Genomic DNA, 15,428 nt, shown 5'->3' on the forward strand with positions numbered 1-15,428 from the left:
CCCCGGAGGCCGGTGGTCGATCCTGGGGCTCCGCCCCAGACCCCGTTGGCGCGTTGAGGGCGCTCGTCCTCAGGTGCCGGACAGGCTGAAGTGCTCCGGTGCGGGCCAGGATCGACCCTGCCAGGGGCGCGGGACTGTGACATTGTGCGGCTCCGCCGCGATGGGAGCCCCTCCCGTTCGGGGGATGCGGGGCGGAGCCCCTTGGGCCGGGCTAGCCGCACAGTTCGTCCCGCATCGCCGCGCGCAAGCGCAACGTCGCCACCAGTCGCTGAAACGCCTCCGCCCAGTATCCCCCGGCCCCCGGCGACGCCCCCTCTCCCTCCGGCGGCGTGGCCGTCAGGGCCTCCAGACGGGGCGACTCCGAAGGATCGAGGCAGCGCTCCGCCAGGCCCATCACCCCGCTGAAGCTCCACGGATAGCTCCCCGCGTCCCGGGCGATCTCCAGCGCGTCCACCACCGCCCGCCCCAGCGCTCCCGCCCACGGCACCACACACACCCCGAGCAGCTGGAATGCCTCCGACAGGCCATGCGCGGATATGAACCGGGCCACCCAGTCCGCCCGTTCGTCCTCCGCCAGGATCGACAGGAGCTTGGCCCGCTCCGCCAAGGACGCCGTACCCGCGCCCTCCCCAGGCGGGGCCGACGGCGCGCCGAGCAGGGCCCGAGACCACTCCGCATCCCGCTGCCGCACCGCCGCCCTGCACCACGCGGCATGCAGTTCGTCCCCCCAGTCGTCGGCCACGGGCAGCGCCACGATGTCGCGGGGCGTGCGCCCGCCGAGCCTCACCGGCCATGTGTCCAGCGGAGCCGACTCCACCAACTGGCCCAGCCACCACGACCGTTCACCCCGCCCCGCCGGCGGCCTCGGCGCGACCCCGTCCCGCTGCATCGCCGCATCGCACTCGTGCGGCGCCTCCACCGAGACCAGCGGCCCCTCGCCCGTCCGGTCCAGGGACACACAGGACGTCGCCCGCTGCGCCATCCTTCGCGCGAGGGCCGAACCCGGCAACGCCGAGAGCAACTCCGCCGCCGTCGCCCGCACATTGCGGCTCCGGTCGGCCAGCGCCCGCTCCAGGAACGGCTCGTCCGCGGCCGCGAGCCCCTCGCGCAGCGAGTCCAGGAACATCAGCCGGTCCTCTGCCCGCTCCGTCGCCCAGGTCGCGGCGAGCAGCGCCCGTCCCGCCTCCGGGGCGTGTGCCCGTACCGCCGCGAGCAGCGCCACCCGCTCCGCGAACAGGCCCTCGTCCCACAGGAGTTGTACGGATTCGGTGTCCCCGGGGTCGGGCAGCGCCGCGCTGCCCGACGCGCCGCGCAGCGCGAAGCGCCACTCCGGGTTGAGCCGGGCCAGCCACAGCCCGCGCGGGCCCGCGAACGCCAGGGCCTGGGGGCGCAGGTCCGTGCGGGCCCGGGCCGCGTCGAGGAGCGTGGGCAGCAGCTCCGACGGTGCGCGCAGGCCCCGCTCGTTGGCGATGGCCAGCCATTGCGGGAGCAGCTCGCCCAGGTCTGGCGCGCTCCCGCGCCGGCCCCCGGCATGCGCGGGCGCCGAACGGTCGGCGAGCAGCATCGCGAGCCGCCGCCGGGCCGCCTCCGGCAGTGCGGGCCGCTCGTCCGGTGGTGCGGCCTGCGGACGTACTCCCGCGGGCGCCGGAACCAGCCCCGCCCTGCGTCGCACGGTCTGCGCCGCGGCGGCATCGAGAAGTTCCCCGGGCCCGCCGGCTGCCGGGCGCCGTTCGGTGCCGAGGAGTGCCGAGGTCACCAGCTCCTCCCAGGAGCTAGTTGAGCCGGACATCCAGTCCCCTTTCCATGGCTTCGTTTCGCTTGGGATTCGCCTCCGTGGTGGCGGCGCCGCCCTTCGGTCGGCCGTGCGGGCGGATGCCGCGGGCCGGGGCTGTGGCATCGCCGGTACGGAGCGCACTGCCGGGGAGTGGGGGCGTGAACGCGGCGGGGTACCTCCTCATACGTCGCGCAGTTCCGCCCACCGAACATCCCCCCCAGAACCAGCGCTCCTCCTTGCGGGGGCACCCCACCACGTCCCCACCCGGCCGGACACGCACCCGCCCGTAGTGCCTCGATTTGCGTTCGGACGATGCCCTGCCGCTACGTCAGCGCCACCAGTTCCCTCGTTTCCTCCGGCCACGCCGCCAGCGGGGTGAAGCCCCTGCGGCCGCATTCGCCGAAGATCGTTGTCGGGGCGCCTCCGGACACTGCCAGTAGTTTCCACAGAGCCGGGCGCGCTGCTGTGCCGGGCGTTACAGGTATGGCCAACTCACCTTTTTCGTCCGCCAGTTGCCAGTCATCGGAGCCGTCCTTCGGGGGGATCGGTATCGCCTCGGTCAAGGTCACCGGGTACGACTCCAGCCACGGGTCGTCCAGGAGTGCTTGGCCGTACCGCTCGACCGCTTCGGTCGCCGTGCCGCCCGGGGGCGGGCCGTCGGGCTCGGACGGTGTGCTGTACCGCTCTCCCAGGGCGGCCCTCAGCTGGCCTGCGCCGGGGTACGGCGTCAGGTCGGCGTCCACCGCCAGGCCGACCGGCAGTGCGATCCCCGGGGCTCGGCCCGCCGCGCCGAAGTCCAGGATCAGCGCCGAGCGGCCCGACTTCTTTCCGTACAGCCAGATCCTGCGCGTCGTGAGCTTCGCGTCCGCCGTGTCGTACTGGGCGAGGACCTGCCAGTTGTCGCGGATCGCCGGGCCTTGGGGGGCCGTGGGCGCGCCCACGCGTGAGCGGACCGTCGCGGCCAGAGCGTCCGGCAGTCCTTCCCGGCCGAGCCAGGCTCGGTCCAGGAGGTGCAGCAGGGCGCACTCTTCGAGCAGTCGCGTCGGCCAGCCCGGGCCCGAACTCGGTATCGCGCCCAACTCCCTGACCCGTGCGGCCAGTCCGGGTGCCTGGGCGTCGACCATGCGGGCGGCCGTCTCCTCCCACAGGCCGTACCCAGGACGCTCCGCTGCGGCAAGGCCACCGCTCAGCAGATCCGCCAGGCGTTGCTCCAGCTCCGTGGCTCCGGTGGTGATTCGGTCCGCTCGCTTCTCGGCTCTCCGCCTGGCCGCCCGTTCGTCAACCGGGTTTATCTCGTGCTCTGTTGAGCTCTGGTCCGGCCTCTTCGAGCGCCTTCCCTTCAGCCACGGCTCCGCCCAGTCCGGTGCCGTTCCGCCCGGCATCGGCTGTTCGTCCGTCGACCAGAGGAGCAGCAGGCCTATCGCGTGCTTGCACGGGAACTTCCGGCTCGGGCAACTGCACTTGTATCCCGGGCCACTTGTGTCGATCACCGTCCGGTACGGCTTGCTGCCGCTGCCCTTGCACAGGCCCCACACCGCCCCCGCGTCGTCGCACCCGCTCTCCGACCACGGCCCGGCCGTGCCGAGCCTGCTTCCCGCCTTGCGTGACGCATCGTCAGGTGCCAGTGCGAGCACCTGCTCCGACGTCCAGCGCACCCCCTGCTGAGTCATGTCCCCGAAGGTACGGGCGACCACTGACAATCGGCTCTGACCTGCGACGATTCAGAGCTGAGGGGGCATTGTCAGTGGCGTGGTGCACGGTGGTGACCACAAGCCGATCGAACGTCTCGAACGATCTGGAGGGGGAGCCATGACCGTGTCCGAAATCGAGTCCGAGAATCGTCAATCCCGTGCCGAGTCCGCTGTGGAAGGCGCCCTGCGGCCGCACGCCGAGCACGCCTTCGCGGGCGAGCTCGCGGCGCTGGCCGCTGTCGACGACCGGCCCCGCCCGGTCCGTTGGCGGCTCTCGCCCTGGGCGGTCGCCACCTATCTGCTCGGCGGCGTCCTCTCGGACGGCACCGTGATCACACCGAAGTACGTGGGTCCGCGCCGCATCGTCGAAGTCGCCGTCACCACCCTCGCCACCGACCGCGCGCTGCTGCTGCTCGGCGTCCCCGGCACCGCCAAGACCTGGGTTTCCGAACACCTCGCTGCCGCTGTCAGCGGTGACTCCACCTTGTTGGTGCAGGGCACTGCGGGCACTCCGGAGGAGGCCATTCGGTACGGGTGGAACTACGCGCAGCTGCTCGCCCACGGGCCGAGCCGCGACGCGCTCGTGCCCAGCCCCGTCATGCGGGCCATGGCGCAGGGCATGACCGCCCGGGTCGAGGAACTGACCCGCATCCCCGCGGACGTACAGGACACGCTGATCACGATCCTGTCCGAGAAGACGCTGCCCATCCCGGAGCTGGGCGCCGAGACCCAGGCCGTACGGGGTTTCAATCTGATCGCCACCGCCAATGACCGCGATCGCGGTGTGAACGAGCTGTCCAGCGCGTTGCGGCGCCGGTTCAACACGGTGGTGCTGCCGCTGCCCGCCACTGCGGAGGACGAGGTCGACATCGTCTCGCGCCGCGTCGACCAGCTCGGCCGCTCGCTCGACCTGCCCTCCGTGCCCGACGGCATGACGGAGATCCATCGGGTTGTCACCGTCTTTCGTGAGCTGCGGGAGGGCGTGACTGCTGACGGGCGCACCAAGCTCAAATCCCCTTCGGGGACGCTCTCCACGGCCGAGGCGATCTCCGTGGTCACCGGCGGCCTCGCGCTCGCCGCCCACTTCGGCGACGGCGTGCTCAGGGCGAGTGACGTGGCTGCCGGCGTTCTTGGTTCTGTCGTACGCGATCCTGCTGCCGACCGCGTCATCTGGCAGGAGTACCTGGAGACCGTCGTTCGTGAACGGGACGGCTGGAAGGACTTCTACCGCGCCTGCCGCGAGGTGTCTGCGTGACCGGGCCTCTGCTGCTCGGCGTGCGTCATCACGGGCCCGGGTCCGCGCGTGCCGTACGGGCCGCGCTGGAGGCCGCCCGGCCGCGGGCCGTGCTCGTCGAGGGGCCGCCCGAGGGGGATGCCCTGCTCGACCTCGCTGCCGACGAAGCCATGCGGCCGCCCGTCGCGCTGCTCGCCCATGTCGTCGACGACCCGGCGCGGTCCGCCTTCTGGCCCATGGCCGAGTTCTCGCCGGAGTGGGTCGCCATCCGGTGGGGTCTGGAGCACGGGGCGCAGGTCCGATTCATCGATCTGCCCGCTTCTCATTCGCTCGCCGTGGGGGAGGAGGCGGTGGAGGAGGGTGGGCCCGGGCCTCGGGTCGATCCCCTTGGGTCGCTCGCCGAGGCCGCCGGGTACGACGATCCCGAGCGCTGGTGGGAGGACGTCGTCGAGCACCGCGACGCCGCGGCCGATCCCCGGGCGCCGTTCGCTGCCCTCGGCGAGGCCATGGCCGTCCTGCGCGAGACCTATGGCGATGGCGGTCATGCGGTGGATCTGGTTCGCGAGGCTTATATGCGGACTCAATTGCGTTCTGCTGTGCGGGAGTTCGGGGATCAGGTTGCCGTTGTCTGCGGGGCCTGGCACGTGCCCGCGCTGGCCGGGAAGTTCACCGCGGCCGGCGACCGCGCCCTCCTCAAGGGGCTGCCCAAGGTCAGGACCGAGCTGACCTGGGTGCCCTGGACGCACCGTCGGCTCGCCCGGCGCAGCGGCTACGGCGCGGGCATCGACTCGCCCGGCTGGTACGGGCACCTGTTCAGCGCCCCCGACCGGCCCGTCGAGCGCTGGATGACCAAGGTCGCCGGGCTGCTCCGGGGCGAGGACCGCCAGGTCTCGTCCGCCCATGTCATCGAGGCCGTCCGGCTCGCCGGGACGCTCGCCGCGATGCGCGGCCGCCCACTGCCCGGCCTCGCCGAGACCACCGACGCCGTACGGGCCGTGATGTGCGAGGGCTCCGACGTGCCGCTCGGCCTGATCCGGGAGCGGCTCGTCGTGGGGGAGGTGCTCGGCGAGGTGCCCGACGCCGCGCCCGCCGTGCCCCTCCAACGCGATCTCGTACGCACCCAGCGCAGCCTGCGGCTCAGACCGGAGGCGCTGGAGCGGGAGTTGGACCTCGACCTGCGCAAGGACACCGACGCCGGGCGCAGCCGGCTGCTGCACCGGCTGCGGCTGCTCGGCATCGGCTGGGGCGAGCCGGCCCGGTCCCGCTCCACCGGCACCTTCAGGGAGAGCTGGCGGCTGCGCTGGGAGCCCGAGCTGGCGGTGCGGGTCGCCGAGGCAGGGGTGTGGGGCACCACCGTGCAGGGTGCCGCCACGGCCAAGGCCGAGTCGGATGCGGTGGCGGCGACCGCTCTGGGTGCGATCACCTCGCTTGCCGAGCTCTGTCTGCTGGCCGACCTGCCGGACGCGCTGCCTGTGGTGATGCGCACCCTTGCCGACCGGGCCGCGCTCGACACCGACGTCGCCCATCTCGCCCAGGCCCTGCCCGCCCTCGCCCGTACCCTGCGCTACGGGGACGTGCGCGGCACCACGACCGCCGGGCTCGCCGAGGTCGCGGCCGGCCTCGCCGAGCGCATCTGCGTCGGGCTGCCGCCCGCCTGCGCCGGTCTGGACGGGGACGGCGCCGCCGAGATGCGCACGCATCTGGATGCCGTCCATGCTGCTCTGGGTCTTCTGCCGGATCCGGACCGCCTCCGTGAACGCTGGGCCGGCGTGCTCGGCCGGCTCGCCTCGCGCGACACCGTTCCCGGGCTCCTTCGTGGCCGCGCGGCGCGGCTGCTGCTCGACGACGGGCGGATGGATGGTGAGGACGCCGCCCGCCACATGGGGCTCGCGCTCTCGCCCGGTACGCCGCCCGCCGATGCGGCCGCCTGGATCGAGGGGTTCGTCGGCGGGGGCGGCATGCTCCTGGTGCACGACGAGCGGCTGCTCGGCCTGGTCGACGGCTGGCTGACGCGTGTGGCGCCGGATGCGTTCACCGACGTACTGCCCCTGCTGCGCAGGACGTTCGCCGCCTACGAAGCGGGGGTGCGGCGCACGCTCGGGGAGCTGGTGCGGCGCGGTCCTGGCGTGCGGACCGGCCCCGGTGACGGCGGCGTGCCCGGATTCGGGGCCGGGCTCGATGCCGCGCGCGCCGATGCCGTACTTCCGTTGGTGGCCTTGTTGCTGGGGCGCCAGGGCTCCCATGACCTCTATCGATCGGACAGCTTTGCCTGACCTGATGCCCTTGATTGCTTCAACTGCTGTGTGGAGATGGGGAATTGATGACCAGCATGCAACCAAGTGCTGACGAGCGGCTGCGGCGCTGGCGGCTCGTGCTCGGCGGGGAGCCCGGCGCCGAGGGGACCGGGTGCGCCCTCACCGGCCAGGACGCCGCCATGGACGGGGCGCTCGGCGCGCTCTACGGCGGCGCCAAGAACGGGGGCAAGGACCGCGGTGCCGGGCTCGGGGCGTCCGCGCCGTCCGTCGCGCGCTGGCTCGGCGACATCCGTACGTACTTCCCGAGCTCGGTCGTGCAGGTCATGCAGCGCGACGCCATCGAGCGGCTCGGGCTCGCCACGCTCCTCCTGGAGCCGGAGATGCTGGAGGCCGTCGAGGCCGACGTCCACCTCGTGGGCACCCTGCTCTCGCTCAACAAGGCGATGCCCGAGACCACCCGGGAGACCGCCCGGGCGGTGGTGCGCAAGGTCGTCGAGGACCTGGAGAGGCGGCTCGCGACCCGCACCCGGGCCACCCTCACCGGCGCCCTCGACCGCAGCGCCCGCATCAGCCGGCCCCGCCACTGCGACATCGACTGGGACCGCACGATCAGGGCCAACCTCAAGAACTACCTGCCCGAGCACGGCACCGTCGTGCCCGAGCGGCTGGTCGGCTACGGTCGCGCGGCGCGCGGAGTGAAGAAGGACGTCGTGCTGTGCATCGACCAGTCCGGATCGATGGCGGCGTCCGTTGTCTACGCGTCGGTTTTCGGTGCTGTTCTCGCCTCGATGCGGTCGATCGCCACCCGCCTTGTCGTCTTCGACACGGCCGTCGTCGACCTGACCGATCAGCTCGACGATCCCGTCGACGTCCTGTTCGGCACCCAGCTCGGCGGCGGCACCGACATCAACCGGGCACTCGCCTACTGCCAGTCGCAGATCACCCGTCCTGCCGGCACCGTGGTCGTTCTCATCAGTGATCTTTACGAGGGCGGGATACGGGACGAGATGCTGAAGCGGGTCGCCGCCATGAAGGCGTCGGGCGTGCAGTTCGTGGCCCTGCTCGCGCTCTCCGACGAAGGCGCCCCGGCGTACGACCGCGAGCACGCCGCGGTCCTGGCGGCGCTCGGCGCCCCCGCCTTCGCCTGCACTCCGGACCTGTTCCCCGAGGTGATGGCCGCGGCGATCGAGCGGCGGCCGCTCCCGATACCCGAGGCGTGAGCGGGGCCGTACCGGGGCGCGCCCTGAGCAGGTGATCTGTGACAGGTATCACCGCCCAGGTGTGATCTGTGATTTAGGGACCTACGTCCTCCAGAGATAACCTGCGAGACGGACATGCCGCGTGCTCGGACACCGTGTACGCCTCCCTCAGTGACAGCGCCGTCACGTTGCCCTTCGCGGCACGCCCAGCAGACAACGGAACCGCGATACCACTGAAAAGGGACGGACGCGCGTGGACCTGTTCGAGTACCAGGCGAGGGACCTCTTCGCCAAGCACGGTGTACCGGTGCTGGCCGGTGAAGTGATCGACACGCCTGAGGCGGCGCGCGAGGCCACTGAGCGTCTCGGCGGCAAGTCGGTCGTCAAGGCGCAGGTGAAGGTCGGTGGCCGCGGCAAGGCCGGCGGCGTGAAGCTGGCCGCCGACGCGGACGAGGCCGTCGCCCGCGCCACCGACATCCTCGGCATGGACATCAAGGGCCACACGGTCCACAAGGTGATGATCGCCGAGCTGTCCCCGGAGATCGAGGCGGAGTACTACGTCTCGTACCTCCTCGACCGCACCAACCGCACCTTCCTCGCCATGGCGTCGGTGCAGGGCGGCATGGACATCGAGGAGGTCGCGGAGAAGACCCCCGAGGCCCTCGCGAAGGTCCCGGTCAACGCCGTCGACGGCGTCGACATCGAGAAGGCCCGCGAGATCGTGGCCCAGGCGAAGTTCCCGGCCGACGTGGCCGAGGGCGTCGCCGAGGCCATGGTGACCCTGTGGAAGACCTTCGTCGCCGAGGACGCGCTCCTCGTCGAGGTCAACCCGCTGGTCAAGACCAAGGACGGCCGCATCCTCGCCCTCGACGGCAAGGTGTCGCTGGACGAGAACGCCGAGTTCCGCCAGCCGGAGCACGAGGCCCTCGAGGACAAGGCCGCGGCCAACCCCCTCGAGGCGGCCGCCAAGGCCAAGAACCTCAACTACGTGAAGCTCGACGGCGAGGTCGGCATCATCGGCAACGGCGCGGGTCTCGTCATGAGCACCCTGGACGTCGTCGCGTACGCCGGTGAGAACCACGGCGGCGTGAAGCCGGCCAACTTCCTCGACATCGGCGGCGGCGCGTCCGCCCAGGTGATGGCGAACGGCCTGGAGATCATCCTCGGCGACGCGGACGTCAAGTCCGTGTTCGTCAACGTCTTCGGCGGCATCACCGCCTGCGACGAGGTCGCCAACGGCATCGTCCAGGCGCTGGCCCTGCTCGCCGAGAAGGGCGAAGAGGTCACCAAGCCGCTCGTCGTCCGTCTCGACGGCAACAACGCGGAGCTGGGTCGCAAGATCCTCAGCGACGCCAACCACCCGCTGGTGCAGCGTGTGGACACCATGGACGGCGCGGCCGACAAGGCCGCCGAGCTCGCGGCTGCGAAGTAAGGGAAGAGGTTAAGACACCACCATGGCTATCTTCCTCACCAAGGACAGCAAGGTCATCGTCCAGGGCATGACCGGCGCCACGGGCATGAAGCACACCAAGCTCATGCTGGCCGACGGCACCAACATCGTCGGTGGCGTGAACCCCCGCAAGGCCGGCACGACCGTCGACTTCGACGGCACCGAGGTCCCGGTCTTCGGCTCCGTCGCCGAGGCGATGGAGAAGACGGGCGCCGACGTCTCCGTCCTCTTCGTGCCGCCGGCGTTCGCCAAGGCCGCCGTCATCGAGGCCATCGACGCCGAGATCCCCCTCGCCGTGGTCATCACCGAGGGCATCGCCGTCCACGACTCGGCCGCCTTCTGGGCGTACGCGAACTCCAAGGGCAACAAGACCCGCATCATCGGCCCGAACTGCCCCGGTCTGATCACGCCGGGCCAGTCCAACGCCGGCATCATCCCGGGCGACATCACCAAGCCGGGCCGTATCGGCTTGGTGTCGAAGTCCGGCACGCTGACGTACCAGATGATGTACGAGCTGCGCGACATCGGCTTCTCGTCCGCCGTCGGCATCGGTGGCGACCCGGTCATCGGCACCACGCACATCGACGCGCTCGCCGCGTTCGAGGCCGACCCCGACACCGACCTGATCGTGATGATCGGTGAGATCGGCGGCGACGCCGAGGAGCGCGCGGCCGACTACATCAAGGCCAACGTCACCAAGCCGGTCGTCGGCTACGTCGCGGGCTTCACCGCGCCCGAGGGCAAGACCATGGGCCACGCCGGCGCCATCGTCTCCGGTTCCTCCGGCACCGCCCAGGCGAAGAAGGAGGCCCTGGAGGCCGCCGGCGTCAAGGTCGGCAAGACGCCGACCGAGACCGCCAAGCTGGCGCGCGCCATCCTCGCCGGCTGAGCACCGTCTCGCGGAGCCCAGCTCCTCGGGTACGCATGAAGGGCCCGCACTCCTCGGGGGGTGCGGGCCCTCGTGCGTACCCGGGCACGGGTCGTCAGCGGATGTCCGGGAACACGCGGTACGGGCCGCGGCCCGGTGCCGTGCGCAGCTTGTCGCGCAGTTCGACGTCCTCGCCGGTCAGCCGCTGCGGGCCGCTGATCGCAGGGACGCCGGCGACGCGTTCGCCGGGCGGCACCGGAAGCACGTGGAATTGCGGCACCGTCGCCACGGTGAACATCGTCGCCCCGACGATCAGCGTGGTGAAGGCGATCGCGGCCCGGGTCCAGAACCGGCGGCGCCGCTCGCTCCCGGTGCGTACGGCCGGAGCGGACGGCAGTGCGGTGACCGAGGAGGGCCCGGCGGCCGCGAGATCGGCGATGCGTTCGCGCAGTACGGACGAGAGGGCCTCGGGCGTCCCGGCTCCGGCCGCCGCGGGCACCCGGCGGGCGATGGCGTTCCTCGCCTGCAGCAGGCGGCTCGCGGCGGCCGGGGTGCTGGCCTCCGTCTCGGCGGCGGTCTCCGGCAGGTCGAGCCCGAGGCCGTCGTACAGGAGCACCGTGCGCCGGTAGGCGGGCGGGAGATCGAGCAGCGCGTCGAGCAGAGCCCGGCGTTCGGGCTCGATGGGCGGCTGGTCGGGGTGCTTGTGGGCGCGCCGGAAGCGGTGCCAGGGAGCCATCGCGTATTCGTACGCCGCCGCGCGCACCCACCCCTCCGGGTCCCGGTCGGTGGCGACCTCGGGCCAGTTCTCCCAGGCCAGATGGAAGGCGCGCTCCACCGACTCGCGCGAGAGACGGGTCCGCCCGGTGAGCAGATAGGCCTGCCGGGCGAGGTCGGAGGCGGTGGAGCAGTACAGCGCGTCGAACGCCTCGGCGGGCGTGCGCGGGACCGACGGGGCGGTCTGATCCGGGTGCGGGTCGGCGGGCGGGGCGGGTGCTTCGGGTGCGCCCTCGGGCTCGGCGGTCTCCGGCTCGGGGGGCTGCTCCGGCACGGCGTGGGCGGCGCCCCCGGCCGGCGCGCCGGATGTGAGCGCCTCCTTGGCGGGGACGGGCACGGAGGGGGCCGGAGCGGGATGCGGGGCCGCGTGCTCGTGGCGGACGTGAGGGGTGGCCGGGGGTTTCGCGGCCTTCTTCGCGGCCGGCTCGGGCCGGGTCTTCGCCGCGTGCGGCTTCGCCGGCTGTTGGTTGCCCTTCACCGGCTCGGCCCGGGCGGCGGTGGCCGGACGGCCCGTGTCCTGCCCATCGGAGCCGGAGCCCTTTCCGCCGCCGACCGGGGCGAGGTCGTCCTGGCCGGCCACCGCCGCCATCTCCGCCTCGATGGTGGCGAGCAGCCGGGCGTAGGTGTCGCCCTTGCGGCCGCGCGGCGTGGTGCGGCCGGTCTCCCAGGAGCGCACGGTCGCCCGCGTGACGCCGACGGCCGTCGCGATCTGCGCCTCGCTCAGGTCCTTCGCCTCCCGCAGGCGGCGCCGTTCCTTGGGGGTGGGCAGGGGAGGTCTGGCACCGGTGTCATTGGTATCGGCCGTGCTCTGTGTCATGAAGGGCTCCCAGGGCTCCCCGCGAAGGCCGTAGCGGCTGTTGCACCCTTGGCGACGCAGCTCGAATCGCCCCGGGTGAAAAAGTACATAACCGTATATTGAGCGACACATCGGCCATTCGCCGGTTACGCGCAGAAAGCGCGTGTCGTTGGCAGCATGGCCCGGGTGACCCAAGTGACCGACCGCAGCCTGCCGTTGTCTTCCGCCCAGGCGCGCTCCTCCGTACTCGCCACCTGTCTGCTGCGCGGCGCGATCGCGGCGGGGCTCGGGCTCGGCGCCCTGGCCGTGCTCGTGATGATGCTGTGGATCTGCTCCCCCTACCCCGACAACGGGCTCGGCGGCGCCCTGCGCACGGCCGCCTCCCTGTGGCTGCTCGCCCATGGCGCGCAGCTGGTCAGGCCCACGACCCTGAGCGGCACACCGGCCCCGGTGGGCCTGGTGCCGCTGCTCCTGACGGTGCTGCCGATCTGGCTCGCCCACCGCATGGCCCGCGACGTGCGGCTGCCCGACGTCGACGAGGCGTACGAGGACGGCAGCCTCGGGCCGCTGCCCTCCGCGCGGACCGTGTTCTGGGGCGTGACCGGCGGATACCTCGCGATCGCGCTCGCCGCCTTGCTGTATGCGGCCACCGGGCCGCTGCCCGCCGCCCCGCTCGGCGCGATGCTGCACCTGCCGCTCACCGTGGCGCTCGCGGTCGGGGCCGGCGTCTGGACCGCGCACGGCCGCCCGCTCGGGCCGCTCCCGGACCGCGTTCCGGCGTGGGTACGGCGCATGCTCCTGGCCGCTCGTACGAGCGTTGCCGCGCGGGCCGCCGGGGCCGCCACCGCGGCACTGCTCGGCGGCGGCGCGCTGCTCGCGGGAGCCGGGCTCCTCTGGCACCTCGGCGACGCCCAGGACGCGTTCCTGCGGCTGGCGGAGGACACGTCGGGGCGGTTCGCGCTGCTGCTGCTCGGCGTCGCGCTGGTGCCGAACGCGGCGGTGTGGGGCGCGTCGTACGGGCTCGGTCCCGGCTTCGCCGTCGGCACGGGGGCGGTGGCGAGCCCGCTGGGAGTGGTGGGTACGCCCGCGCTGCCGAACTTCCCGCTGCTCGCCGCGGTGCCGACCGGCGGGCAGGGCTCCTGGTGGAACTGGGCCGCGGTGGGGGTGCCGTTGGCCGCGGGTCTTGTGCTGGCCGGGTTCACCGCGCGGGTGGCCGCCGCCGAGGGGTGGGGGCGTCTGGAGACCGCGCGGTCCGCCCTGCTCGGGGCGATGTTGTGCGGGTGCGCGATCGCGCTGCTCGCGGCGGTGGCGGGCGGGCCGCTGGGCACGGGGGCGCTGGCCGTGCTGGGGCCGGTCTGGTGGCGTACCGGGGGCGCGGCCCTGCTGTGGGCGGTGGGTGTGGGGGTGCCGGGGGCGGTGATCCTGAGGGGGTGCCGGAGGTGGGTTTCTGCCGAGCGGCGCACCGTGCGGGACCGGATGGCGGGGGTGCTCGCACGGCTGCCGCGGCTGCCGCGCCGGCGCAAGGCGGTTGCGGCGCCGGTCACCCAGGGGGGCGGGGCCGACTACGACTACGACTTCACGCCGGTGGGCGGGGCCGGGCTGTGGCATGAGGACGGGGCCCGGGAGGCGCGGTGGGCCGCGCTGAAGGAGGCGTCGGGCGGGCTGATGGCGGACACGTCCTTGGCGGGGGGCGGAGCGCCTTCTTCCCCGCCCCGCTCCTTCCCGAAGCCGGGCGCCACCCCGGCCGCCGCTCCTCGCATGCCGGAAGGGCTGGGAGGCGGAGCCGGACCGGTATCGGGAGCGGACGCCGAACTGCGCCGGTATCTCGGGCTGCCGGTGGACTCTGCGCGGGGGCCGGGCGACCGGGAGCCCACCTCAGCCACCGCTCCTCGCATGCCGGAGGGGCTGGGTGCTGATGCTGCGTCAGCGCCGGAAGGTGATCCCGGACCGCGACAAGGTGATCCCGGACTGCGACCGGATCGCACGCTGCCGGCCGACCCGGCGCGGGGGCTCGGCACCTGGGGGCCCACCCCGGGCTCCGGTCCTCGCATGCCGGAGGGGCTGAATGCTGACGCCGGGTCAGCGCCGAGAAATGGCCCCGGACTTCCGCCGGACCTCCCGCTGCCCATGAACCCGGCACCGAAGCCCGCAGGCCCCGCTCCTCGCACGGGGGCTGACGCCGGGTCGGTGACGGAAGTCGAAGCCGAGCTGCGCCGGTATCTCGGGCTGCCGGTGGACCCGGCACCGGAGCCCGGCACATGGGGCCCCGCTTCTCGCGCGCCGGAGGGGCTCGGCGCCGGGCGGGTAGCGGGAGGTGACCCCGGACCGCTCTCGGGTCCCACCCCGAAGCCCGATCCCGTCCGCGACACCGAATCTCCCGGCTCGGACCGCACCGAGACCGAGTGAGCCCGCCCCGCAGGGGCTACTCCTTCACCCCGAACAGCGGCACCAGCTTCTCCGGGAGGAGGTCGTTGCAGGCCAGCTGGCCCGACTTGGTCAGGGCGTCGTCGACGCACGTGTAGTAGTCGCGGTAGACGATCTGCATCGTGTAGGTCGACGCCACCACCGTCAGCGCCAGGACCGCCGTGACCAGGCCCGTCACCGCTGCCGTCATCTGCGGCCTGCCCTGCGGCGGCGCCGGGGCGGCGGGGGCCGGGGACGTGGCGGACGGCGCCTGAGGGGGCTTCGGCCTGGCGCGCAGGGAGCTGATCGCCCAGTACAGGCCGAGCGCCCCCAGGAGCAGGGCGACCTCCGGCATGTCGAACAGGGCGAAGAAGAACGCCCACATTCCGGAGAGCAGCGCGTATCGGGCGCGGCGCTGGGCCGGGTCCGTGGGGTCCCAGCGCAGGCCGGGCGGGGGCGGCGGGTTCTGGCCCGGGCCGCCCTCCGGACGCTCGGGGCGCTGGCCGAAGCCGCCGGGCGCGCGGCCGGGCTGCTGGTTGCTCCACTGGCTGCCCCAGGGCGAACCCTGCTGAGGGTCATGGCCCTCGCCCGATTCCGGGCGGCGCGGCTGCCAGGGCTGGTCGGGGCGGCCCTCGGGCGGCGGGGCGAAGGGGTTGTCGTCGGCGGGGCCCGCTCCCGTGCCGCTTCCCGTGCCCTCCGGTCCCGAGTTCCCCGGGTCCGTCGAGTGAGGGGAGCCGGGGGTGGAGGACTGGCGGGCTGCGAACAGCTGGTGGCGTCGGTCCGGCATCTGGTGAACGTCTTCCCCTCGGACCCGCGACCGGCCGGTCGGGCCAGGGGGTCACATCTCGCATGTAAGTGAAACAAGTAAGTGAGACAGGTCTCGTCTCGCGGCGTCCTCCCAGACGCTACCTGGCGGTCCGGCCCCCGTCCCGTGGGGGCCGTCCGGTGTGCCGGTATCGTTGCTGACGGTCGGCGCTTTCGTAG

The 15,428-nt window shown here is 73.0% G+C and carries 10 protein-coding genes; 6 read left to right on the plus strand and 4 right to left on the minus strand.

Annotated elements, in window-relative coordinates:
• Positions 1 to 211: 211 nt before the first annotated feature.
• Both ABD346_RS15840 and ABD346_RS15845 read right to left on the minus strand, forming a co-directional pair.
• Positions 212 to 1,789, minus strand: a complete 1,578-nt coding sequence (locus ABD346_RS15840; protein ID WP_344375363.1) for a DUF5691 domain-containing protein — start codon at positions 1,787 to 1,789, stop codon at positions 212 to 214.
• 308 nt (positions 1,790 to 2,097) lie between these two features.
• Positions 2,098 to 3,444: an SWIM zinc finger family protein gene (locus tag ABD346_RS15845; protein ID WP_344375364.1), complete on the minus strand. Its 1,347-nt coding sequence runs from the start codon at positions 3,442 to 3,444 to the stop codon at positions 2,098 to 2,100.
• Positions 3,445 to 3,583: 139 nt separating this feature from the next.
• Between ABD346_RS15845 and ABD346_RS15850 the strand changes: the two genes are divergently transcribed.
• From ABD346_RS15850 to sucD, 5 genes are all read left to right on the plus strand, one after another.
• Positions 3,584 to 4,720, plus strand: coding sequence for an ATP-binding protein (locus ABD346_RS15850; RefSeq protein WP_344375365.1), 1,137 nt, complete (start codon positions 3,584 to 3,586; stop codon positions 4,718 to 4,720).
• The gene (locus ABD346_RS15855; RefSeq protein ID WP_344375366.1) at positions 4,717 to 6,972 is read left to right on the plus strand and encodes a DUF5682 family protein; all 2,256 of its coding nucleotides are present in this window, start codon (positions 4,717 to 4,719) and stop codon (positions 6,970 to 6,972) included. The genes ABD346_RS15850 and ABD346_RS15855 overlap by 4 nt, the downstream gene beginning before the upstream one ends.
• A gap of 47 nt (positions 6,973 to 7,019) precedes the next feature.
• Positions 7,020 to 8,174, plus strand: coding sequence for a vWA domain-containing protein (locus ABD346_RS15860; RefSeq protein WP_344375367.1), 1,155 nt, complete (start codon positions 7,020 to 7,022; stop codon positions 8,172 to 8,174).
• 232 nt (positions 8,175 to 8,406) lie between these two features.
• Complete coding sequence (sucC, locus tag ABD346_RS15865) at positions 8,407 to 9,585, plus strand: ADP-forming succinate--CoA ligase subunit beta (RefSeq protein WP_344375369.1); 1,179 nt, start codon at positions 8,407 to 8,409, stop codon at positions 9,583 to 9,585.
• Positions 9,586 to 9,607: 22 nt separating this feature from the next.
• Entirely contained in the window at positions 9,608 to 10,492 is an 885-nt protein-coding gene (gene sucD, locus ABD346_RS15870) for a succinate--CoA ligase subunit alpha (protein WP_344375370.1), read from the plus strand.
• Positions 10,493 to 10,586: 94 nt separating this feature from the next.
• On the opposite strand, the gene ABD346_RS15875 is transcribed toward sucD, so the two are convergent.
• The gene (locus ABD346_RS15875; RefSeq protein ID WP_344375371.1) at positions 10,587 to 12,062 is read right to left on the minus strand and encodes a sigma factor-like helix-turn-helix DNA-binding protein; all 1,476 of its coding nucleotides are present in this window, start codon (positions 12,060 to 12,062) and stop codon (positions 10,587 to 10,589) included.
• Between the two features lie 165 nt (positions 12,063 to 12,227).
• On the opposite strand from ABD346_RS15875, the gene ABD346_RS15880 reads away from it, so the two are divergent.
• Positions 12,228 to 14,447 (plus strand): cell division protein PerM, encoded by a 2,220-nt coding sequence (locus tag ABD346_RS15880; RefSeq protein WP_344375372.1) that lies wholly within the window; start codon positions 12,228 to 12,230, stop codon positions 14,445 to 14,447.
• 16 nt (positions 14,448 to 14,463) lie between these two features.
• On the opposite strand, the gene ABD346_RS15885 is transcribed toward ABD346_RS15880, so the two are convergent.
• Positions 14,464 to 15,231 (minus strand): hypothetical protein, encoded by a 768-nt coding sequence (locus ABD346_RS15885; protein WP_344375373.1) that lies wholly within the window; start codon positions 15,229 to 15,231, stop codon positions 14,464 to 14,466.
• Positions 15,232 to 15,428 lie beyond the last annotated feature (197 nt).

The sequence above is a fragment of the Streptomyces mauvecolor genome (assembly GCF_039532965.1).
Classification (GTDB): Bacteria; Actinomycetota; Actinomycetes; order Streptomycetales; family Streptomycetaceae; genus Streptomyces; species Streptomyces violascens.

Excerpts from the sequence above, each read along its gene's own strand:
- ABD346_RS15840 (WP_344375363.1), bottom strand. The coding sequence starts at position 1,789 with ATGTCCGGCTCAACTAGCTCCTGGGAGGAGCTGGTGACCTCGGCACTC.
- ABD346_RS15845 (WP_344375364.1), bottom strand. The coding sequence starts at position 3,444 with ATGACTCAGCAGGGGGTGCGCTGGACGTCGGAGCAGGTGCTCGCACTG.
- ABD346_RS15850 (WP_344375365.1), top strand. The coding sequence starts at position 3,584 with ATGACCGTGTCCGAAATCGAGTCCGAGAATCGTCAATCCCGTGCCGAG.
- ABD346_RS15860 (WP_344375367.1), top strand. The coding sequence starts at position 7,020 with ATGACCAGCATGCAACCAAGTGCTGACGAGCGGCTGCGGCGCTGGCGG.
- sucD (WP_344375370.1), top strand. The coding sequence starts at position 9,608 with ATGGCTATCTTCCTCACCAAGGACAGCAAGGTCATCGTCCAGGGCATG.
- ABD346_RS15875 (WP_344375371.1), bottom strand. The coding sequence starts at position 12,062 with ATGACACAGAGCACGGCCGATACCAATGACACCGGTGCCAGACCTCCC.
- ABD346_RS15885 (WP_344375373.1), bottom strand. The coding sequence starts at position 15,231 with ATGCCGGACCGACGCCACCAGCTGTTCGCAGCCCGCCAGTCCTCCACC.